At 43.7% G+C, this 23,115-nt stretch carries 18 protein-coding genes; 11 read left to right on the top strand and 7 right to left on the bottom strand.

What is annotated here, in order from left to right; genetic code table 11:
- Positions 1–15: 15 nt before the first annotated feature.
- On the bottom strand, positions 16–561 hold the full coding sequence (locus HWQ23_RS26880; protein ID WP_292835337.1) for a GNAT family N-acetyltransferase: 546 nt from the start codon (positions 559–561) through the stop codon (positions 16–18).
- A gap of 148 nt (positions 562–709) precedes the next feature.
- Between HWQ23_RS26880 and HWQ23_RS26875 the strand changes: the two genes are divergently transcribed.
- Together HWQ23_RS26875 and HWQ23_RS26870 are read left to right on the top strand one after the other, a co-directional pair.
- Positions 710–5,443: an SNF2-related protein gene (locus tag HWQ23_RS26875; RefSeq protein ID WP_292835334.1), complete on the top strand. Its 4,734-nt coding sequence runs from the start codon at positions 710–712 to the stop codon at positions 5,441–5,443.
- A 99-nt stretch (positions 5,444–5,542) separates the two neighbouring features.
- Positions 5,543–6,379, top strand: a complete 837-nt coding sequence (locus HWQ23_RS26870; protein WP_292835332.1) for an SWIM zinc finger family protein — start codon at positions 5,543–5,545, stop codon at positions 6,377–6,379.
- A 52-nt stretch (positions 6,380–6,431) separates the two neighbouring features.
- On the opposite strand, the gene HWQ23_RS26865 is transcribed toward HWQ23_RS26870, so the two are convergent.
- From HWQ23_RS26865 to psbD, 5 genes are all read right to left on the bottom strand, one after another.
- Positions 6,432–7,955, bottom strand: a complete 1,524-nt coding sequence (locus HWQ23_RS26865; RefSeq protein WP_292835329.1) for a hypothetical protein — start codon at positions 7,953–7,955, stop codon at positions 6,432–6,434.
- 110 nt (positions 7,956–8,065) lie between these two features.
- Positions 8,066–8,251 (bottom strand): hypothetical protein, encoded by a 186-nt coding sequence (locus HWQ23_RS26860; protein WP_292835326.1) that lies wholly within the window; start codon positions 8,249–8,251, stop codon positions 8,066–8,068.
- 21 nt (positions 8,252–8,272) lie between these two features.
- Positions 8,273–8,458, bottom strand: a complete 186-nt coding sequence (locus tag HWQ23_RS26855) for a PCP reductase family protein (protein ID WP_292835323.1) — start codon at positions 8,456–8,458, stop codon at positions 8,273–8,275.
- A 129-nt stretch (positions 8,459–8,587) separates the two neighbouring features.
- Positions 8,588–9,979 carry a photosystem II reaction center protein CP43 gene (psbC, locus tag HWQ23_RS26850; protein ID WP_292835320.1) on the bottom strand — a complete coding sequence of 464 codons (1,392 nt, stop codon included), beginning with the start codon at positions 9,977–9,979 and terminating at the stop codon, positions 8,588–8,590.
- Entirely contained in the window at positions 9,963–11,018 is a 1,056-nt protein-coding gene (gene psbD / locus HWQ23_RS26845; protein ID WP_292822878.1) for a photosystem II D2 protein (photosystem q(a) protein), read from the bottom strand. The genes psbC and psbD overlap by 17 nt, the downstream gene beginning before the upstream one ends.
- A gap of 493 nt (positions 11,019–11,511) precedes the next feature.
- On the opposite strand from psbD, the gene HWQ23_RS26840 reads away from it, so the two are divergent.
- The 5 genes from HWQ23_RS26840 (at position 11,512) to HWQ23_RS26820 (ending at position 16,404) form a co-directional block, all read left to right on the top strand.
- On the top strand, positions 11,512–11,850 hold the full coding sequence (locus HWQ23_RS26840; protein WP_292835318.1) for a hypothetical protein: 339 nt from the start codon (positions 11,512–11,514) through the stop codon (positions 11,848–11,850).
- A 4-nt stretch (positions 11,851–11,854) separates the two neighbouring features.
- On the top strand, positions 11,855–12,424 hold the full coding sequence (locus HWQ23_RS26835) for a photosystem I assembly protein Ycf4 (RefSeq protein WP_292835315.1): 570 nt from the start codon (positions 11,855–11,857) through the stop codon (positions 12,422–12,424).
- A 138-nt stretch (positions 12,425–12,562) separates the two neighbouring features.
- Positions 12,563–13,372 carry a peptidylprolyl isomerase gene (locus HWQ23_RS26830; RefSeq protein ID WP_292835312.1) on the top strand — a complete coding sequence of 270 codons (810 nt, stop codon included), beginning with the start codon at positions 12,563–12,565 and terminating at the stop codon, positions 13,370–13,372.
- A 75-nt stretch (positions 13,373–13,447) separates the two neighbouring features.
- A complete protein-coding gene (locus tag HWQ23_RS26825; protein WP_292835309.1) occupies positions 13,448–14,593 on the top strand; it encodes a beta-ketoacyl-ACP synthase in 1,146 nt (381 codons plus the stop codon).
- A gap of 521 nt (positions 14,594–15,114) precedes the next feature.
- Complete coding sequence (locus HWQ23_RS26820) at positions 15,115–16,404, top strand: Glu/Leu/Phe/Val family dehydrogenase (RefSeq protein ID WP_292835306.1); 1,290 nt, start codon at positions 15,115–15,117, stop codon at positions 16,402–16,404.
- Positions 16,405–16,891: 487 nt separating this feature from the next.
- Here the strand turns inward: HWQ23_RS26820 and HWQ23_RS26815 are convergent, their stop codons facing one another.
- Entirely contained in the window at positions 16,892–18,028 is a 1,137-nt protein-coding gene (locus HWQ23_RS26815) for a Gfo/Idh/MocA family protein (RefSeq protein WP_292835302.1), read from the bottom strand.
- Positions 18,029–18,587: 559 nt separating this feature from the next.
- On the opposite strand from HWQ23_RS26815, the gene HWQ23_RS26810 reads away from it, so the two are divergent.
- The 4 genes from HWQ23_RS26810 to minC all read left to right on the top strand — a co-directional run bounded on the left by HWQ23_RS26810 (position 18,588) and on the right by minC (position 23,101).
- Positions 18,588–19,100, top strand: coding sequence for a DUF29 domain-containing protein (locus tag HWQ23_RS26810; protein ID WP_292835299.1), 513 nt, complete (start codon positions 18,588–18,590; stop codon positions 19,098–19,100).
- A gap of 377 nt (positions 19,101–19,477) precedes the next feature.
- Complete coding sequence (locus HWQ23_RS26805) at positions 19,478–20,140, top strand: hypothetical protein (RefSeq protein WP_292835296.1); 663 nt, start codon at positions 19,478–19,480, stop codon at positions 20,138–20,140.
- A 390-nt stretch (positions 20,141–20,530) separates the two neighbouring features.
- Positions 20,531–21,856, top strand: coding sequence for a four-carbon acid sugar kinase family protein (locus HWQ23_RS26800; protein WP_292835293.1), 1,326 nt, complete (start codon positions 20,531–20,533; stop codon positions 21,854–21,856).
- A gap of 132 nt (positions 21,857–21,988) precedes the next feature.
- On the top strand, positions 21,989–23,101 hold the full coding sequence (gene minC, locus HWQ23_RS26795; protein ID WP_292835290.1) for a septum site-determining protein MinC: 1,113 nt from the start codon (positions 21,989–21,991) through the stop codon (positions 23,099–23,101).
- The last annotated feature ends 14 nt before the right edge of the window (positions 23,102–23,115 follow it).

Genomic DNA, 23,115 nt, shown 5'->3' with positions numbered 1-23,115 from the left:
GATCAGACTTGTTGTTCAACCCAAAGCGCGATACATGATCACCGCGTCTACTGCCTGTTCATTCCCTAGCTTTGCTGCACGCGGAATCCGCCCAATGATCTCAAATCCTAACGACTGCCAAAGTCTAATTGAAGGTATATTAGTTTCAAAGACCAAATTGAACATTACTGCCTCATAGCCAAGGTTAGCTGCTATCAAAAGCATCGCCTCTCCCATGAAGCGCCCTATCCCCTGACCGCGTAACCCAGGTTGTACAATAAAACCAGCGTTGCAAATATGGTTACACCGACCAAGAAAGTTTGGTTTTAAATAAAACGCCCCTAATATTTCTTTTGGTTTGTGTGTAGCATCCTGAACAGATGTCCTGACAACAAAGGCATCCTTATTCAACCAGTAAGCTGAAAATTCTGCTGGAGATAGAGGTTGCTTTTGGGGATAAGTTTTACCTTCAACAATTACAACATTGAGTAATGCTCTTACAACCTCCTGTTCTTGATGATGCATATAATCTAGTTCCACTAATAAACCATTTTTTACAACTTTAATTAGGGGAAAAATCATGATTAATAATGTTTATGTAGAATAGTTGCTGAAGTCAAGTATGTATTGTATGCAAAATTTGACTAAAAAATCTTATTGATAAGATATAAAAAGTAGAATAATGGCGATTTTAATTCTTGAGTTTTGGGAAAATCTAAGTAGTTAGCAAATGGCGATTTTACACGGAAATTGGTTACTAAAAAATCAAAAAGGTTGCTTATTTATTTGGGGAGAAACTTGGCGATCGCCACGAGTAAATTTCGAGCCTAATGAATCTGGAGATATACCACTACATCCATTGGCAATGACATCAGTTGAGTTGAGTGAGTGGTTGCCTTCCCAGAAAATGGCAATTGCTAACTTCATTCAGCAACCCCAAGTTGCGACCGCTACTACTGGGCGAACACGCAAAACTGCAAGTGCTACTGAGATAAGTTTACCAACGCATTCGCAAATAATTGCCGTGCCAACTTACATCCCAGAAGGCAGTGGCGAAGGAACAGCAGCGATTTTCCCTGTACATTCTGCCAGTTTGGGACTAGACACAGACTCCCCGCAATATTTGCAACCGTGGCGAGTTGAGGGTTTTTGTCTCAACCCCAGCGAGGCAGTAAAATTTCTCACTGCTGTTCCCCTAAATGCTGCTAACGGAGAAGATGCCTTTTTGGGAGGAGATTTACGCTTTTGGTCGCAGGTTGCCCGGTGGAGTTTAGATTTAATCTCGCGGTGTAAGTTTTTACCAACAATTGAGCGGCAATTAGATGGTGCATTTGCTGCTAAATGGCAAGTACTTCTAGACAGTGCTGTAGATGGAACCCGCTTAGAAAAATTTTCTGCGACTATGCCGTTGGTTTGTCGGACTTATCAAGAGGGAGTGGGGACTTGTACTGAGCGAAGCCGAAGTAGTGGGGAGTGGGGAGTCAGGGGAGATGGGGGAGCAGGGGGAGAAGAATCAATAACCAATGCCCCATGCCCAATGCCCAATGACCAATGCCCAATCTATGTAGACTTCCCTACCAAACCTCAAGAATTACTTTTGGGATTTCTTAACAGTACGATAGATGCCCAAGTGCGAGGGATGGTGAGTTCTCAGCCTCCAATGGAAGCTAAGGCGATCGCATCTTTACCAGTTGCGGTGCGACAGTGGTTGCAAGCTTTAACCAGTGCATCTCATACCGTGAATGCAGATGCAATTGAAGTGGAACGACTGGAAGCGGCACTGAAGGCTTGGACTATGCCGCTACAATACCAATTAACTCTTAAAACTCTATTTCGTACTTGTTTTCAACTGCGTTCTCCAGAGTCTGGCGAAACAGATTGGACATTGGCGTATTTCCTACAAGCGGCTGATGATCCTGAATTTTTGGTGGATGCGGCAACTATTTGGAACAATCCAGTTGAACGATTGGTTTATGAAAATCGAACAATTGAGCAACCACAGGAAACATTTTTGCGAGGATTGGGGCTAGCTTCCCGATTATATCCAGCGATCGCACCCAGTTTTGAAACCGAATATCCCCAATCTTCTCGGATCACCCCCATCCAAGCTTATGAGTTTATCAAAGCTGTAGCTTGGAGGTTGGAAGACAGTGGTTTGGGAGTAATTTTGCCTCCCAGTTTAGCGAACCGTGAAGGATGGGCGAACCGTTTGGGTTTGAAAATTACTGCCGAAACTCCAAAGACAAAGCAGGGACGTTTAGGATTGCAGAGTCTCTTGAATTTCCAATGGCAATTGGCAATTGGTGGACAAACTATTTCCAAAGCAGAGTTTGATAAACTTGTGGCTTTAAATAGTCCGTTAGTGGAAATTAACGGCGAGTGGGTAGAATTGCGTCCCCAAGACATCAAGACAGCCCAAACCTTTTTTACTACTCGCAAAGACCAAATGGCGCTTTCCTTGGAAGATGCCTTGCGTTTCAGTACAGGGGATACCCAGGTAATTGAAAAATTACCAGTGGTCAGCTTTGAGGCATCTGGGGCATTGCAAGAGTTGATTGGGGCGCTAACAAATAATCAGGCGATCGCACCTTTGCCCACACCAACAGGCTTTCAAGGACAGTTACGACCTTATCAAGAACGTGGTGCTGCTTGGCTGTCCTTCTTGGAACGTTGGGGTTTGGGCGCTTGTCTCGCAGACGATATGGGATTGGGTAAATGCGTAGCTAATGATACTCTAGTAAATGTAAATGGACTGTTACGCACAGCCGAAACAATCTGGACAACTCACGCCAGAGAAACAGAGTTTGACGGCGAAGGATTTTGGGCTAACCCCACAGAGGAATTACTAGTTAATTCCATAGATGAAGAAACTGGCAAAATTGTCCAGGCGAATGTCAGACGGTTGTATCGGCAGCAAGTCTGCGAGAAATTACGAAAAGTCACCCTAGAAGACGGTAGCAATATCACCATCACTCATCGTCACAAGCTGCTAACAAGTAAAGGTTGGACAAATAACTTACAGGTGGGTGATTACGTTTGTGTACCAGGTAAAACGCTTTGGAATGGACAACCACAAGACCCTGATTTAGTCAAGTTTCTCGCTTGGCAAATTGCCGAAGGGCATGAACTACCCCATGTGGGAAGAGTTACAATATCCCAAAAAGACACCAGAGTACTAGAGGATCTACTCCAGATTTGCCAACGCATTCAAAAGCGCTATAACCTCAAAATTAACAACCCTAATATTTCTACCTTTCCTAACAGAGTTTCTAATCTTCGAGTTAACAGCCAAGCCTATCGGCAATTCTTAGAAGCTAAGGGTTATGTTTGGGGTAAACTCTCGGCAGAAAAATCTATTCCGCCCTTCATTATGCAGGCAGACTTGGATAGTGTGCGGATATTTTTACAAAACTATTTTGATGCTGAATCTGCTGTTGTTTTGAGTATGGGGAGTATTGAGATTGCGACAGCTTCAGCTTTACTGATTCAGCAACTTTCTGCACTGTTGCGTCGTTTCGGTATTGGGTTGCGAATATCGCCCAAACTGAAATGTGCCACTAATGGAACTCGTACTTTACGCACCTACTATATTGGTGTGATTGAAGGAAATTCTGCCCGCAGATTTATCCAAGAAATTGGTTTTAATAACTTAGAAAAACAGAGCAAATTAGAACAAATTTGTCAACTAGTCAGCAACACAAATATTGAAGGAATTCCTGCTTCTGATATGGTTGCCCAAACAGTCATAGCAACAGGGCTACCGTTGCAGCATTTTGGGATGCACAACACTGTTTACATTAATGGTTCACAGCAATTTTCTAGAGATAGTTTACAGCCAGTAATAGCTGGGATAAACCGCATTATTAGTGGGGAAGCCCAAGAACAGTATCAGCTACTAAAACCTTCCAAGTGGACAACTCAAACCCTGACAGCCTATGGCAACCTAGATGTAGAACAGTTGAGCTTAACAAGACAGTCTTTGCAATGTCTTCTCGACCAAGAGGTATTTTATTGCCGGATAGAATCAATAGAGGAGATAGATTATGATGGATGGGTTTATGACTTTGAAGTTAGCGAACATCATAATTTTGTCGCTAACAATATTATCTGCCATAACACTGTCCAATTCATTGCTTTTCTGCTGCACTTGAAAGAACAGGATGCACTAGAAAATCCAACACTATTAGTTTGTCCAACTTCTGTTTTAGGCAACTGGGAAAGGGAAGTCAATAAATTTGCACCAAGCCTGAAAATTTTGCAATATCACGGTGACAAACGCCCAAAAGGTAAAGCGTTTTTAGAAGCTGTGAAAAAGCACGATTTAATCGTTACCAGTTACTCACTACTTCATCGAGATATCAAGTCATTGCAAAGTGTTTCTTGGCAGATAATTGTTTTAGATGAAGCGCAAAATGTAAAAAATCCAGAGGCGAAGCAGTCAAAAGCAGTACGGCAATTATCAGCGACGTTTCGGATTGCGTTGACGGGTACACCTGTAGAAAATAGACTACAAGAACTCTGGTCTATTTTAGATTTTCTCAATCCAGGATATTTAGGCAATAAGCAATTTTTTCAGCGTCGGTTTGCCATGCCAATTGAAAAGTATGGTGATACGGCTTCTTTGACTCAGTTACGTTCATTAGTGCAACCATTTATACTGCGGCGATTGAAAAGCGATCGCGACATTATTCAAGACTTACCAGATAAGCAAGAAATGACCGTATTTTGCGGTCTAACTGGTGAACAAGCTGCACTTTATCAACAAGTTGTAGAACAATCTTTAGTCGAGATTGAATCTGCTGAAGGATTGCAACGTCGGGGGATGATATTGGGTTTACTAATTAAACTCAAACAAATCTGCAATCACCCAGCCCAATATTTGAAAGAAGCGACATTAGAGCAACATAATTCAGCCAAACTTCTGCGACTAGAAGAGATGTTAGAAGAAGTTTTAGCAGAAAGCGATAGAGCTTTAATATTTACACAATTTGCTGAGTGGGGTAAATTACTTAAACCCTATTTAGAAAAACAGCTTGGGCGAGAAATATTCTTTTTATATGGTAGCACCAGTAAAAAACAACGAGAGGAAATGATCGACCGTTTCCAACACGATCCTCAAGGGCCACCGATTATGATTCTTTCTTTAAAAGCGGGTGGTGTCGGGCTGAATTTAACACGAGCAAATCATGTATTTCACTTTGATAGATGGTGGAATCCAGCCGTGGAAAATCAAGCCACAGATAGAGTATTTCGGATTGGTCAAACTCGGAATGTGCAAGTACATAAATTTGTTTGCACTGGGACTTTAGAAGAAAAAATTCATGACATGATTGAAAGTAAAAAACAACTAGCTGAACAAGTGGTGGGTGCAGGTGAAGAATGGTTAACTGAAATGGATACAGATCAACTTCGCAACTTACTAATACTTGACCGCAGTGCAGTAATTGATGATGATGCAGAATAAGTTCGTAGTCAGGACTTTAGTCCTTGATTTTAGCGCTAAAGCGCTCACTACGAACCCGTGCAAATTAGCATAGCAAACTACTAAGGTTTTAAATTTATTATGACTAATGACACATTACAAGCTAGTCGAGAATGGTGGTCACAACAATGGCTAGATTTGCTAGATTCTTATCGGTTTAAAAAGCGTTTAGAACGGGCAAGAAATTATGCTCGTCAAGGAAATGTTCTCAGCATTGAATTTAAAGGAGCAAAAGTATTGGCTAGGGTGCAAGGTAGTGAAGTAGAACCTTATAAAGTTTCCCTTTCCCTTGAACGATTTACCGATGAACAGTGGAGTTATGTAATTGAAACCATGTCCCAAAGGGCAATTTTTGCTGCCAAGCTACTAGCAGGAGAAATGCCACAAAATATAGAAGAAGTGTTCACAGCTAATGGTCTTTCGATATTTCCATTTACCCTTGCTGATATCCAGAGTAAATGCTCTTGTCCTGATAAAGCAAATCCCTGTAAACACATTGGTGCGATATACTATCAGTTAGGCGATCGCTTCAGTGAAGACCCTTTTATATTATTTCAATTGCGCGGACGTACCAAAGAGCAAATTATCAGCGATTTACGTCAATTACGTAGTGCTAAGATTCAACCCAATACGCCAGAAACGCCCGATATTCAACAGTCAATTCCTAATAATAAATACTTGGTAAAAATTGACTCATTCTGGCAATACAATGAGCCACTAGAGTCATCATTGGTAGTGATTGCGCCGTCCACTAATGAGATGGTATTAGATGTATTAGGAGCAATCCCCCTAGCGAAGGAAGAGGAAAATGCAGTAAATTCAACTTCGAGTGATCTGGTAATGAAGTCTTTAAATACAGTTTACAGAGATGTGAGCCAAAAGGCTTTTTTAGCAGCAATGAATGTGGGAGCAAGTTGATATTAATTCGTAATTCCTAATTATTTTTCGTGAGATTGTTGTAATTTTAGTTTCAGACCAAAGTGCTGTAGTACAAAGAACTATCTGCAAAGATAAAATTCTCAAAGCCTGTTGTGGAAAGTGTAATCACATTTTTATTGTTATTAAAGCTGATGTTAGCTGGGTTTAGGGCATTGCCTGAAATTACACCAGAAAAAGTGAGTTGAGAGCGATTGAAAGCACTGAGGTCTAAGGTGTCAAAACCTTTTCCACCATCCACAGTCCCAGTACCAAACCCTTTGAAGTAGTCATTTCCTACATCTAGATCAATGTTGATACCGCCACCAATAGTAACTTTTTGTAGAACTCCATCAATGGTACTGGTGGATGTAATTTTATCATTGCCATCGCTAGTCTTGATAGTTCCTTTTCCATAAATGCCATAGGCAGTACCACCAATTGTTGCTGTAGCCTGTCCGGTAAGGATGTCACAACCATTCCCAGTATCAATTACTCCATCGTTGAAGATGCCATAGGCGGTGGAATTTGCGCCTGATATTTTGCCAGTACCAGTAATTGTGTCGTTGCCTTGCCCTGTGGTGATGGTGGCACCTTTGATGTTCTCGATGCCAGTTCCACGACTGTTGTCCTCGTTCAATAAGCCGCCAGTATCTGTGCCAGTATCTGTGCCAGTGCCTATGATAATGTCATTTCCGTCTCCAGTATCCAGTTTCTTACTGTTAGTGATGCCAGTTCCAATACCGCCGCCAAAAAAGAAGTCACTTCTAGTACCTTTACCAGTGCCTGTGATCGTGTCATTTCCGTCCCCAGTATTGAGACTGCCATTATTGCTGATACCAGTCCCTAGACCGCCACGGCCGATCAAAAGTCCGCTACCGGGAATGCCGGCAATACCGATGCCTGTGATCGTGTCTTTTCCATCTCCGGTATCCAGTTGCCCACTGTTGCTGATGCCAGTCCCAAATCCACCGTTACCGCCATAATGGTTGCCATAACCAGCGCCGCCCTGACCAGTGCCAGTGATAGTGTCATTGCCCAACCCAGTATTCAGTTTGCCACTGTTGCTGATGCCAGTCCCAAATCCACCGTTGCCGCCCCAGGCGTATGAACTGCCGCCGCTTCCGCCGTTGCCGCTAGTGCCATTGCCGATGATAGTGTCATTGCCCAACCCAGTATTAAGGATGCCAATGTTACTGATGCCTGTCCCTGCACCGCCACTGCCGCCAACAGTGCTATCACTCTCACTCTCATTCCCGCCGTTGCCTCCAAGACCCCCAATACCGTTGCTGATGATAGCGTCGTCGCCCGACCCAGCATTCAGATTGCCATTATTGCTGATGCCGATTCCAGCACCACCTTCGCTGCCATTGACGTTCTTACCGATAGCACCAGCACCATCACGGCCTTTACCGCCAGTGCCGTTGCCTTTAATGGTATCCTTTCCTGAGGCTGTAACAATGAAACCTCCAGTTAAAATATCAATCCCAATTGCTGGAAATTTATTTAAATCTTGCCCAACTAAAGTGTCGGAACCAGCAGTGCCTGTGAAGTTGGGTGGAACCGTAAGTCTAGGCATAATTAAAATTCTGTAAATTTAGATTAGTATGGTCAGTTCGCTCATTTGAATTATAATATCGCTTGGCTCTGCCTTTTGACGGACATGACTACTTTTCTTCAACTCACCTATTAATCTATTATCTCTTTGTAATGGTAATCTTTGTGTTCAGGTAAAGCTCTGATAATTTCCAAAGTAGTGCGATCGTAAGCTAACTTTGCCGCCCGATGTCCCAAGTCTTTTAGAAGATTTTCAAACTGTTGCCAGCTAATGTCGTAAAGCATTACTCGGTCTGCTCGATTCTTGGCGACTGTCATTGTTACGATCTCCAGAATATTTTATTGTCCAAACTCAAGCCTAGCCTGTTCTACCAAATTGGCTGTCACAATCTCTTGACCTGCTTCACGAGTCAGCTGTTCAATTCTGGCTTTAGCTTGGGCGCGGACAAAAAAGGGAATATTTTGTAACTTTTCTTTAGCTTCAGCTGTCCATCGCAAAGCATCAATAAAATTAGAGTCGCTCATAGTATTAATTACCTTGATAAGTCGCTCACTTTAATCAACAGATTACTAATTTTCCGATAAAAAAGCCCTTGCTTTTATGCAAGAGCCTCTAAATTATTTAGTTATCAGTGATGAAATAAACCTTACAACCTAGTCAAGGTCGTTCATGAACATCACTGGCTCAGTATCACGGTTAATTCCTTTCTCAAAACCACCAGCAGCAGCTCGTGCGCGACCAGCGTGCCACAAGTGACCAACTAGGAAGAAGAATCCTAGTACGAAGTGAGAAGTCGCCAACCAAGCGCGAGGAGATACGTAGTTGAAGGAGTTAATCTCGGTAGCCACACCACCCACAGAGTTCAGAGAACCCAGAGGAGCGTGGGTCATGTATTCAGCAGCGCGACGAGCTTGCCAAGGCTGAATATCGTTCTTGATTTTTTCTAGGTCAAGACCATTGGGGCCACGTAGAGGCTCCAGCCAAGGGCCGCGGAAATCCCAGAAGCGCATGGTTTCACCACCGAAGATGATTTCACCAGTGGGAGAGCGCATCAGGTATTTACCCAATCCTGTGGGGCCTTGGGCAGAACCGACGTTAGCACCCAAGCGTTGGTCACGAATCAAGAAGGTCAAAGCCTGGGCTTGAGAAGCTTCTGGACCGGTAGGGCCGTAGAATTCGCTGGGGTAAACGGTGTTGTTAAACCAAACAAAGATTGAGGCAATGAAGCCCATCAGAGAAAGAGCGCCCAAGCTGTAGGAGAGGTAAGCCTCACCAGACCAGATGGATGCACGACGTGACCAAGCAAAAGGCTTGGTAAGGATGTGGAAAATACCGCCAGCAATACAGATAAAAGCAACCCAGATGTGACCACCGACCACATCTTCCAAGTTATCGACGCTGACAATCCAGCCTTCGCCACCGAAGGGAGACTTGAGTACATAACCGAAGATGACTGCTGGGTTCAATGTCGGATTCGTAATAATACGAACGTCACCACCGCCTGGTGCCCAGGTGTCATACAAACCACCAAAGAACATTGCCTTTAGCACCAACAGCAATGCGCCGATTCCCAAAATAATCAGGTGGAACCCGATGATGTTGGTCATCTTGTTCTTGTCTTTCCAGTCGTAACCAAAGAAAGAAGAGTATTCTTCTAAGGTTTCTGGGCCACGGACAGCATGATAAATACCGCCAAAGCCAAGGACAGCTGAGGAAATTAGGTGGAGTACACCGACAACAAAGTAGGGGAAGGTGTCGATAACTTCACCACCAGCACCAACACCCCAACCCTGACTGGCGAGGTGAGGTAACAAAATCAAGCCCTGCTCATACATGGGCTTTTCAGGGATGAAGTGAGCGACTTCAAACAAAGTCATCGCTCCAGCCCAGAATACAATCAAACCAGAATGGGCAACGTGAGCACCCAGTAGTTTGCCAGATAGATTGATTAAACGTGCGTTACCAGACCACCAGGCAAACCCAGTAGATTCTTGGTCGCGTCCAGTGCCGCCTAAGATATTTGGTCTATTAGAGAGCGTTACCACGTGGTAATACCTCCTCAGGGAATACAAATTGTTCGTGGGGTTGATCTTGAGGAGCCATCCAAGCGCGGATACCCTCATTCAGCAAAATGTTTTTGGTATAGAAGGTTTCAAACTCCGGGTCTTCCGCCGCCCGTAATTCTTGGGAAACGAAATCATAAGCTCGCAGGTTGAGTGCTAAACCGACGATGCCGACGGCGCTCATCCACAAACCTGTGACTGGCACGAACAACATGAAGAAGTGCAACCAGCGCTTGTTAGAGAAGGCAATACCGAAAATCTGTGACCAGAAACGGTTTGCCGTCACCATTGAGTAGGTTTCTTCCGACTGGGTTGGATTGAAGCCGCGGAAGGTGTTAGCACCATCACCGTCTTCAAACAAGGTATTTTCGACTGTGGCACCGTGAATCGCGCACAATAAAGCACCACCCAATACCCCAGCAACACCCATCATGTGGAAGGGGTTGAGTGTCCAGTTGTGGAAGCCTTGCAGGAATAACAGGAACCGGAAAATTGCCGCTACGCCAAAGCTGGGTGCAAAGAACCAGCTTGATTGTCCCAAGGGGTACATCAGGAATACGCTGACGAATACCGCAATCGGGGCAGAGAAGGCCAGGGCGTTGTAAGGACGGATACCTACTAGACGCGCAATTTCAAATTGCCGCAACATGAAGCCAATCAAACCGAAGGCTCCGTGCAGGGCTACGAATGGCCACAAGCCACCCAGTTGGAACCAACGGGTGAGGTCGCCTTGGGCTTCTGGGCCCCACAACAGCAATAGGGAATGTCCCATGCTGTCGGCAGGGGTGGATACTGCCACTGTCAGGAAGTTAGCACCTTCTAAATAGGAGGAAGCTAATCCGTGGGTGTACCAAGAGGTGACGAAGGTGGTGCCGGTCAGCCAACCGCCTAGTGCTAGGAAGGCGCAGGGGAATAATAATATCCCTGACCAACCTACGAATACGAAGCGATCGCGCTTGAGCCAGTCGTCTAGAACGTCAAACCACCCTCTACTGGGGGCGCGTCCAACTGCGATGGTCATCGGACTAAAATCCTCTTTTTTTACTAAAATTGCAACGTTTCTAAGGCACTACGGTCAGCCAGTGTAACCGACTGCCGTGAGGTATTAACGTTTTTTTTGACAATCTCAACAGCCTGAAAGCAACTGAGATTCTGAGAGCTTGCCGACCAGTGAAATCAGCATTTCTCAGGCTTATGACATTACACGTACCATCGGCTAGTAATCCAGCTTGTGGTAACTTAATGATTCTTAATTTATCACACTACTCCGGGTTTTTGCCTGATATACACCAAGCAAATCAGGCATAGATCACAAAGCTTATAAATAATATGAATATCAGAAATTTTACAATTTGACACAACTTTTCTCAGAAATCTGAAAAAATTTAATCCAGATGGACGTAGATAGGTAACTCATTCCCAAGAGGTGAAAAAGAGCCAGGGACAGGAAAGCAGGGGGTAGCAGGAACAGGGAGAGGCGCAGTTGAGTTTTTGTCAGCAATGTTTGGTAAAATGTGGATGGTTACTTCGCCGCCACGATCGCTGATACACCTCTGGAAAACCTATGTGAAACGTTGGACAACGAGAAAGGAAGTTGGCACATCTTGACTAATACAAATAGCCTAAATGGTTTGTCCCATAGTGCAAGTAAGCCAGCATCATCCGGGACAGTTAAGATTTGTAGGGTACAGGGTCAAGAATTCATAGTCTGCGGCAGGGTATCCCGTGGACTCAAAATACAGCTTCAGTGCCTACGCACAGCAATAGCCGGATTGGCACAGATGCCTACACTGAATGCTTTTGCGTACAGTGTGCTTTGTATCTCACAGCGATTATCTTACGGGCAATGGTAGTTCAATGACGGTATCAACAACGATTAACAAAGGCGATCGCCTCCTGCATCAAAATGTTCTCGGTTCTCGTCGGTTCAGTAACTACTGGTGGGCAAGTATCGTTACCTTGGGAGCAAGCGGCTTTTTCTTGGCTGGGATATCCAGTTATTTAAAAGTTAACTTACTCATAGTTTCCGATCCAACTAAACTGATATTCATCCCTCAAGGATTGGTGATGGGGTTATATGGCACTGCTGGCTTGCTATTAGCCACATACCTCTGGCTAGTGATTTTATTGGACGTGGGAGGCGGTTACAACGAATTTAATCAGGAAAATGGCACAATCAAAATCTTCCGTTGGGGATTTCCTGGGAAAAACCGCCGAATTGAGATTGACACTCGCATAGAAGATGTGCAATCTGTGCGAATAGACGTCAAAGAAGGTCTTAATCCCCGTCGCGCACTCTATCTACGCATTAAGGGGCGGCGAGATATACCCTTAACACGGGTTGGACAACCGTTATCTTTAACAGAGTTGGAAACAGAAGGCGCAAAGTTAGCCCGCTTTTTGGGAGTGTCACTAGAAGGACTCTAAGGGAGTGGGGAGTGGGGAGTGGGGATGAGGGAGCAGGGGGAGTAGGGGGAGCAGGGGAGGCAGGGGAAGAAGAATTATTGATTAATGCCCAATGCTCCTAGAAACGATAAAATACTTTGGTTGAATCAGTAATTGGCAATGCGGTTGAAAATTTCACAATTTTTGCTTTCTCTTGTGATCATCAGTGCCTTGATGTTAGGAGGATGTTCAACACAGCAACTCGCTTCTAATACGTCTTCTCCAACCTCGACAGCTACCTCGGCCACAAGCGAGGCAAGCACCAAGAAAACTACTGAAGCAACATCTGTATCTCAAACTAGTAGTGATATTCCTGGACTGACAGATTTACCACGGCTCGAAGGCAAGGCTACTGTGGTGCTAACGGTTAAAGGCTCGCCGATTACTATCGAAGTAGACGGCATCAATGCCCCAATCACAGCTGGCAACTTCGTGGATTTAGTGCAAAAGGGTGTGTACGATGGTTTAGCTTTCCATCGAGTTGAGCGCGGAACTGAGCAACAACCTCAGCCCTTTGTAGTTCAAGGGGGCGATCCCCAAAGCAAAGACCCGAAATTTCCAGCAGATAGGCTGGGAACAGGTAGTTATATTGACCCAAAAACGGGAAATATTCGTTATATACCTTTAGAAATTAAGCCAAAAGGTTCAGATACTCCGATTTACAATAAACCATTTGATGCTAGTGCTCAACCCGTCGTATTGCCCCATAAGCAGGGTGCAGTAGCGATGGCGCGATCGCAACCACCAGATTCTGCTTCTGCTCAGTTTTACTTTGCTTTGGCGGATATAGGGTTTTTGGATGGTAGCTACGCCGTGTTTGGCAATGTCACTCAAGGCTTCGATGTCGTGAACAAAATTCAAAAAGGCGATCGCATTGACTCTGCTAAAGTCACCCAAGGTGCTGAAAATCTGAAAACACCTCGACAGTAGGAGAAATCAATTCAAAATTCAAAATGAAGATTGAATATTTGAATAGGGGAAGATTCCTGACTCGCAAAATTCAAATTGGTTAAGGTTTGTGTTACTGGTATTGGTTTAATTTCCGCCTTGGGTGGAAGCTTGGAGAATAGCTGGCGAAATTTAATCGCAGGTAAATCTGGAATTCGATTACATCAACCATTTCCAGAACTTACACCACTTCCTCTAGGTTTGATTGGTGAACAACCATCTGAGTTGACAATGTTAACTCAGATGGTTGTTGCTTGGGCTTTGCAAGATTCTGGGTTAGTTCCAGATGCAGCTGATTGTGCTGTAGTCATTGGATCGAGTCGCTCTTATCAAGCGTCTTGGGAAATGCTGGCAAGGCAAATGTATAGTGACGCAAAGAATTTCCCCGTGTCCTCTTTGGGAAATTGGCTAGATACATTACCTCAGATGAATGCGATCGCAGCTGCGCGACAAATCGGTGCATCAGGAATGGTTTTGGCACCAATGGCAGCTTGTGCAACTGGAATTTGGTCTATTGCCCAAGCAGCTTTGCTTATCCAAACTGGGCAATGTCAACAGGCTCTAGCTGGTGCAGTAGAAGCGCCGATTACACCCTTAACTTTAGCTGGGTTTCAGCAAATGGGTGCTTTGGCGAAAACTGGGGCTTATCCCTTTGATTTGCATCGGGAAGGCTTAGTGTTGGGCGAAGGTGCAGCTGTGTTTGTCTTAGAATCAGCAGAGTTGGCAAAGCAGCGTCAAGCAAAAGTTTATGGTGAAATTCTCGGTTTTGGCTTAACTAACGACGCATATCATCCCAATTCACCAGAACCTGAAGGAAAAAGTGCGATCGCTGCCATCAAACAATGTCTAGAACGTAGTTGTTTGTCACCAGCCGATATTGATTATATTCATGCTCATGGCACAGCTACTCAGCTAAATGACCGCATAGAAAGCATGGTAATCCAGCGTTTGTTTCCCCAAGGAGTGGCAGTTAGTTCCACCAAAGGAAGCACAGGTCATACACTAGGAGCATCTGGAGCTTTAGGTGTAGCTTTTTCTCTTATGGCGTTAAAGCATCAAATTTTACCACCTTGTATAGGATTGCAGCAGCCAGAGTTTGATTTAGATATCGTTACAGGAGCACGCCTAAGTAAAATTCAGCACGTATTATGTTTGAGTTTTGGCTTTGGTGGACAGAATGCCGCGATCGCATTGGCAAGATAAAAATGATTGATAAGCTTTGTTTAAGCATTTCTTGCAAATGTATAAGCAATTGCTGCTAAGGTTGAAACATTTATAAGTTTTGCTTAAGTATTTCTTGCAAATGTATAAGCAATTGCTGTAAATATATAAATATTTGTTGCAAAGGTTTAAACATTTGTTGCTAAGGTTGAAACATTTATAAGTTTTGCTTAAGCATTTCTTGTAAATGTATAAGCAATTGCTGCAAATGCTCAAGCAATTGTTGCTAACGTTGGAACATTTACAAGTTTTGCTTAAGCGTTAGTTATAAATGCTCAAGCAATTGTTGCTAACGTTGAAACATTTACAAGTTTTGCAATACCTTTGCCAATTTACCTTCGCTTCCTGCCTCCTGCAAGAACTGCCTTCTTCAATTTGCTAAGTCAAAGAAAATATAAAAATGTAACAAAAACTACAATATTTCGATTTTCCCAAAAAACAAGGATAAGCTAGGCATATATGAGATCCGGTTCGTAAAGATACCGTGATTAGGAGAAAATTTTATGATTTCAAAATCCCTGTTGCTGCCAGAACCTGCTTCACCAGCGCATATATGCCCATTTGATCAAGCATGTAGCTACTTAGAAGCGGCAGCTAAAGAATTAAATTTAAATCAGGGTTTGCTGGAAATTCTCAGCCACCCGCGTAAGGTTGTCACGGTTTCCATTCCCGTGAAACTAGATGATGGGGAAATACAAGTTCTCGCTGGACATCGCGTGCAGCACTCGGATGTTTTAGGCCCATACAAGGGCGGAATTCGGTACCATCCGGCTGTGACATTGCGGGAAGTATCCGCTCTGGCAATGCTGATGACCTGGAAATGTGCCTTGTTAGGTATTCCTTACGGTGGTGGTAAAGGTGGCATTGCCATAGATCCAAAACGCTACAGTGTTGGCGAATTAGAGCGAATCAGCCGCCGTTATATCAGCGAGTTGATTAAAGATATTGGGCCTGCCGTAGATATTCCTGCACCCGATATGGGTACTTCTGCGCGTGAAATGGCTTGGATGATGGACACTTACTCTGTGAATGTCGGTCATGCTGTGCCTGGGGTTGTAACTGGGAAACCGCTTTCTATTGGTGGTTCTCTGGGACGGGAAATGGCTACCGGACGTGGTGTAATGATTATTGTGCGTGAGGCGCTAGCAGATCAAGGCAAATCCTTGGCAGGAGTGCGAGTAGCGATTCAGGGTTTCGGTAACGTTGGTAGTGCCGCAGCAGAGTTACTATATGAAGCAGGCGCGAAAATCATCGCTGTTTCAACTGGTGCTGGGGGGATATTTTCCGAAGTTGGTCTTGATATTCCCAAGTTGAAAGTCTACGCTGCTGAAAATCGCAAGAGTATTGTGGGTTTCCCGCAATCTGTACCAATTAGCAATGCAGATTTATTAACTTTACCCTGTGATGTCTTAATACCAGCAGCTTTGGAGAACCAGATCACTGAAGAAAATGTGAATCAGGTGCAGGCACAGATTGTGGCAGAAGCAGCTAACGGCCCGGTTACTCTTGAGGCTAACTTAGCGTTAGAGGCGCGGGGTGTGACAGTGCTACCGGACATCTTGGCGAATGCTGGCGGTGTGGTAGTCAGTTATTTGGAGTGGGTGCAGGGTCTTTCCTACGTATTTTGGGATGAAGAGCGCGTCAACCGCGAAATGGAGCATTTGATGGTGCAAGCCTACCGCAAGGTGATTCACCAGTCGGAGGTACGACAAATTTCTTTAAGGTTAGCAGCTTACACGTTGGGGGTAGGTAGAGTGGCTCAGGCGCTGACTGACAGAGGTCTTTATCCTTAAGTTTTTATACTTAGTACAACATTTGATTAATTCGTAGCGAATTCTCTGCGTACCTCTGCGCCTCTGGAGCGTTTAAATTTCAATCCTTAATTCGCCACGATATTACGCAAAGCTGTACTTAATTGTTGATGGGGCAGAATAGATCATTGTCGGGAGCAATTTTACTTGAACCGCCAGTGATTTATCTGCCTTTTCTTGTTGAGCGATCGCTATAACATGACTACTACACTCTGGAGTAAGTCAGGACTTACGCATTGACAATAAACACCAAATAGGTATAGGCGAAAAACCACATCTTTTGTAGGGGTTTAGCATTGCTAAACCCTTACAGCATCGTCAATTTACGACCAAAGGATAATTAAGAAAAGCCTGAAACACCTGTTTTTGTTAATACACATCATGATGAATTTGTACAGTGCGTAAGTACTATAAGTTTGCCTACCTTTAACAAGCTGATATTATTTGCTCAAGGATACTCAAAGCTAGCTTACGACTGAGAAGGTGCAGCAGCATGAATCAAGTCTGGCTTCTCGTCAACAGGAGGACGCTCAACAGTTTGAGCCGATGTGGGACGTTGATGGCGTAGTTTACCGCCGTAGGCATCGCGAGTTTGGATCTGCACAGGTTGACGCGTCTCAATTGACTGGTAAAGTGCTTGAATGATCGAAACATCAATCAACCCTTCTGTTCCAGATGGCTCTGGGTCTTTATCTTGCAGAATACAATCAGAGAAGTAGGTAAATTCAGCCGCTAGTTGATCGTGATCCTCAAAGGTACGCTCTTGGGTTTCACCATTAATTGTCAGGTAATGCTTTAGTTCTCCCTGCCAAGCATAGGCAGATTCTACTCGTAAATCACCTTGAGTACCTACAATCTGATAGGTCGAAACACTTGCTCCTCCAAAGCTACAGGTAAATGTTGCCAATCGCTCATTGGGGAAACGCAAGATGACGCTAGTCATTTCTTCCACTTCGCTGAAACGTTGTTCTCCGTTATTGGCAGCTACAGCAAATACTTCAATTGGTTCATCTTGGAATAGATAACGCGCAGCATTAAGGCAGTAGATGCCAATATCATAGAGCGTGCCACCACCTGTAACATCTCGTAAACGAATATTGCCTTCTTCTACTTGCTGAGTAAAAACCGAGTTGAAAATTCGTGGTTCACCAATTTGCTTTGAACGCAAAATTTCGACTGCTTGTAAATTGGCTTCTTCTAAATGTAAACGGTAGGCAATCATCAGCTTCACATTATTATCATTGGCAGCTTTAATCATTGCCTCACACTCTTCTTGTGTTACTGCCATTGGCTTCTCACATAACACATGAATTGCCTGATTAGCAGCCCGCACAGTGTAGTCGCAATGCAAGTGATTGGGCAGGGCAATATAAACGGCATCAACCTCACCGCTTGTTAGACAGTCCTCATACTCATCGTAGGAGTAAGTATACTTAATGCCATACTTTTTGCTGAGTTCTTCGTTTTTAGTGGGATCATCTGAAACCAGTGCGACTAATTCCGAGTTTTCGGCGTTGGTAAAGGAAGGTAAGGCAGCTTCTTGGGCAAACCAACCTAAACCAACAACGGCATAACGAATTTTACGCTGATCATTTGTAGCAGTCATTTTTATACCTCATGATGAATGAATAGCTTGGTAATTTTAATGCCCTAATTACGTGCAACTTCTGGCTAACTATTTATCTGCTTCAATTAATGAAAGAATGTCTGTTGCTTTAGTTTTAGCTATCTTTCCCCTTCATTAATAATCGATTTCTAGGGCTGAGAATTTGGAGGTTGATGAATGATATCTCGTATATTCTCAGTGACTTGGTAAATTAAAACCTCATTCTTTGAGTAAGCTTTAGTTTAGACTTAAGGAATATTTCTGGTATTGCACCCTAACTGAAATTCATAACCTTGGCATGATGGATACTGAGTATGTAGCATTAGCAGCCCAAGGTTACGACCCCAACCTGGAACACCAACTGAAGATTTCCCCACAGACCAATCGCTTATATAATCAATCAACCAACAACTCAACTTTCTTTATTATGATAGTGTCACAGCGAGTATTTTTATTTTGGTGAGAGATTGGAGGCAAATCTGAGTATTCACAACCTGAAGCACAATTGGTGTAAAAAACACAGTGTGCCTAATACAACTTATTGGAGTTTAACAACTGTATGGTGATCCAAATACAACCATCAACTCAGACTTTATACGACCAAGATTATTACCTTTGGCTCAGGACAACCATCAACCAACTTCGCACTAATCAGTTTTTATCTGTGGATTTAGATAACTTAATTGAAGAGTTGGAAGATATGGGCAGGAGCCAGAAGCGAGCAATTGAAATTTTATTAATTAAGCTTCTTGAACATCTACTAAAACTCAAGTGTTGGGATGAGGAACGAGAACGTAATCAAGGGCATTGGAAAGGGGAAATTAGGACTTTTCGCAGAGAGATTAAAAAAGCTCTTAAAGATAGTCCTAGCTTAAAACCTTATATTTTAGAAATATTTGATGAATGTTATAAAGACGCAAGGGCAGAAGCAATCGATGCCTACGGCGGTAAACTACGCTCTCAACTTTCCATTGACATATTCCCCTTGATACCCATTGGTTCTTTAGAGCAAATTTTAGATGAAAACTGGTTTCCCGAATATAACCACAATCATCATGCTAAAGCTGATTAGAATAGATACTTAATATGATTTTGAACAGCCCTGAGCCATATGTGAAGACGATGAGCGATCGCTATTTTTACCATGTTTATAATCGAGGGAACAATCGCCAAGCAATTTTATTTGAGCATCAGAACTATATTTACGACGCAATCCTAATGATGCGATGGCCTTCTGAAAACCTTATTTTCTCGTCTAACTGAGGGGTTATACCCCCTATTCGCCAGATGTATTCACTATCGAAGTTCTTTTTTCTGGACGGGTGCGTAAAAAGCCATCCATTTGTAATACTGGGAACACAACGTCTCTAGTGGACGTAGAAATAGTGGTTAAAGTCTAATCCACAGAAAGTGAATACGCAACTTGGGTTTCCATAGGAGTATGCAGCCGTGCAGCCGGACTTAATAGGCTTGGAAATTAGTAAGGGGGAACTAAGACGTTTGACTGGGTTCGATCCAGAAGACGTTTTTCGCCCCTCGATTATGCGAGATAGCAAAAAGCGATTAGGGTTTTTCATCAATGAAATGCTGGTGATGCTGGCGCTAACCCCGATAATTGTTGGCTTTATTTACGCGTTTATTATTCTGCCGACAATTGGTTCTTCAATTAAATTCGGAATTCTCTTACTAATTTTAGTGCCAATCCCGATATTAGTGGGGCGATCGCTATGGCGGCAATTGACCTGTCCTGAAGGACTGACAATACTTTTAGATGAAGTTGATAAATATCATGACCTGATCCATGCCATAGATATTAATGACCAATTGGCAGCATCAGGAAACCTAGAAAGCAGTATCCATGACCGAGATAAAGTAACCGCCGCCCTACAACTGATTAGAGAAGATTTAGTCCGCGCTTTGAAAACGGAACGAATTTTGCGAGATAATAAAAAATTGCTTGCTAATAACCAAGAGTTATTTGTGAATAATTTAGCCAGTCTGCAAGCTTTACAACTTAGTAGTCAAGCAGGCGAATATGCTCAACTGCTGAATCAATCATTGCAAATTGCGATCGATGTGCAAGCAGAAATCAGAAAATTACAGAAAGGCTAAGTAGATGTTTGTAAAGCTTGGGCGACTAGAAGTCACAGCTACACGAGACAAAACCTGCCTCCGCAGGTTGGAAAACCATTGATTTATTAGTCCACGGAGGTGGACTAAGCTTTGTGTAGTAGCGACTTCTAGTAAAGCTTGGGCGACTAGAAGTCACAGCTACACGAAACAAAACCTGCCTCCGCAGGTTAGAAAACCATTGATTTATTAGTCCACGGAGGTGGACTTCTCTGCGAGACGCTGTTCGCGTTCGCTTGTGTAGACGAGCCAATGCGTTGGGCGGCTCCGCCGACTTGTTCGCGCAGCGTCTCCCCTTGGGAGAAGCACTTGGCGTGCGGTTTCTAACCGCCCTTTTAACTTTCCCAGAAAACGATCGCCCCGTTGACTTAAATGAGCAAAAAACCCAAAATAATTGTCTTGGATGATGATCCTACTGGTTCTCAAACAGTCCACAGCTGCTTGCTGCTAATGCACTGGGATGTGGACACTTTACGCACTGGGTTGCAGGATGATTCGCCGATTTTATTTGTGCTGACTAACACTAGATCGCTAACGCCAGAGTCAGCTACATCTGTCACCAAAGAAGTTTGCCAAAACCTGAAAATTGCCTTGGATGCTGAAGGAATTGACGATTTTCTGATTGTCAGCCGTTCTGATTCTACTTTGCGGGGACATTATCCCATTGAAACTGATGCGATCGCACAAGAACTTGGCCCCTTTGATGCTCATTTTCTCGTACCAGCATTTTTTGAGGGCGGACGGATCACCCGCGACAGCGTGCATTACTTAATTATTGGCGGTGTACCCACCCCAGCCCATGAAACTGAATTTGCTCGTGATTCAGTCTTCAGCTACCATCACAGTTACTTACCCAAGTATGTCGAAGAAAAGACTCAAGGACGAATTAGTGCCGAAACTGTAGAAAGGTTTCTCCTGGCCGATATTCGCGCTGGTAGTTTGTCACGCTTGTTACAACTCAATGGTAATCAGTGCGCTGTCGTAGATGGTGAAACTCAAGATGATCTCAACCGCTTTGCAGTAGACATATTAGCAGCAGCAAGTCAAGGGAAACGCTTTCTGTTTCGCAGTGCAGCCAGTATTTTAACAGCTTTAGCCGCTTTACCACCCCAACCCATTGCTGCCGAAAAGATGGCGCAGTACGTGCGACAAGGCAAACCAGGTGCGGTGATTGTTGGTTCACATGTGGAAAAGACTACTCAGCAATTATCAGCGCTGTTGCAACTAGAAGGAACAATGGGGATCGAAGTGAATGTAGCGCGATTACTTGATGATGGGGCAAATCAATCTGCGGCACTGCTAACTGAAATCCAAGAAAATACACGGGCAGCACACGAAGCTGGCAAAACACCAGTGGTTTATACTAGCCGTCAGGAACTGAGTTTTAAAGATGTCAAGACACGATTGGAGTTTGGGGCAAAAGTTTCAGGTTTATTAATGGATATTGTGCGCGGTTTACCATCTGATATAGGATTCTTAATCAGCAAGGGTGGTATTACCTCAAACGATGTTTTGAGTACTGGACTAGCTTTAACTTCAGCCCGCTTACTTGGTCAAATTTTAGCTGGTTGTTCAATAGTGTTAACGCCATCCGATCATCCTCAGTTTCCTAATTTGCCTGTGGTGCTGTTTCCAGGTAACGTCGGCGATGCTGATGCCTTGGGGACAGTTTATCAGAGGTTAACCGTGCCAATTTGAGATTTTATATTTGAGATTAAAGATGATGTCGGACTAACGTCCCACTATGCCAAGACCCCTTGTGGGTGATACAAATCCAAAATCCAAAATTTAAAATCCAAAATCTGTTCCTTGTCTTTTGGCTAGTACTGCATGAATTCTGATTCTGCGATTCCCAATTTAAAGTCAAATTCTGCATCTCCTAATGCAGACCCAAACTCTATCCTTTCTGAGGTAGAGGTAAATCCTACTGTTTCTGATGTAGAGTCAGATTCTATCCTCCCGGATGCTGAATTAAATTCTGTCCTCCTTTATTTAAAATCAAATCTTGCTAACCCCGATGTAGAGTCAAATTCTGCTAACCCAGATGTAGAGTCAAATTCTGCTAACCCAGATGTAGAGTCAAATTCTGCTAACCCAGATGTAGAGTCAAATACTGATAACCCAGATGTAGAGTCAAATACTGATACGGCATCAGATTTTATCCTTACTGATTTAAATCCCGATGAGTCAGCATTACCAGGGTATCGCCTAAATGACAATACTCAAGTCCAGTTAAAAAGTAAGGAGGGACGACTGTTATTAATTTTGCCCCCGGAATCTCAAGTATCAGCCTCAGAACTGAGCTGGTCTGATATTTGGCAACAAATAAGGCAACGTCTGAATGCAGGCGATCGCTTCCGTATATCTAATACACCTGTGCATCTGATGGCACAAGACCGCCTAGTAGATGCCAGACAACTACAAGAACTTGGCGAGGCTTTAAGTGAAGTCGAACTCCGGCTAATATCTGTCTCTACAAGTCGTCGTCAAACTGCGATCGCTGCGGTGACTTCTGGGTATTCTGTAGAACAACTCCAGCCCGTAAGTTCTCTGGTTTCCGAGTCAACACCTACAGCCATACCCCAGGCAGATGCCCTCTATCTGGAAATGACAGTCCGTTCTGGAGTAGAAATTCGTCATCCTGGTACAGTAATTCTCTTGGGAGATTTAAATCCAGGTGGTATTGTAATTGCAGATGGAGATATTATAATTTGGGGCCGTCTACGTGGAATCGCTCATGCTGGGGCTGGAGGTAATAGTGAGTGTCTGATTATGGCCTTGCAAATGGAACCAACCCAATTGCGGATCGCAGATGCTGTAGCTAGAGCACCAGAAAAATTACCGATGCAATTTTCTCCAGAAGTGGCACATATTACGCCCCAAGGAATTCGCATCGCTAGGGCTAGTGATTTTTCCAGAAACCAATTTACTAAGATCAATTAGCAGCTTTGAATATT

This window comes from Nostoc sp. JL33, from assembly GCF_017114985.1.
In the GTDB taxonomy this organism is placed as follows: Bacteria; Cyanobacteriota; Cyanobacteriia; order Cyanobacteriales; family Nostocaceae; genus Nostoc.
Note: the sequence above shows the minus strand (reverse complement) of the source record. Positions and strands in the feature narration are given on the sequence as shown.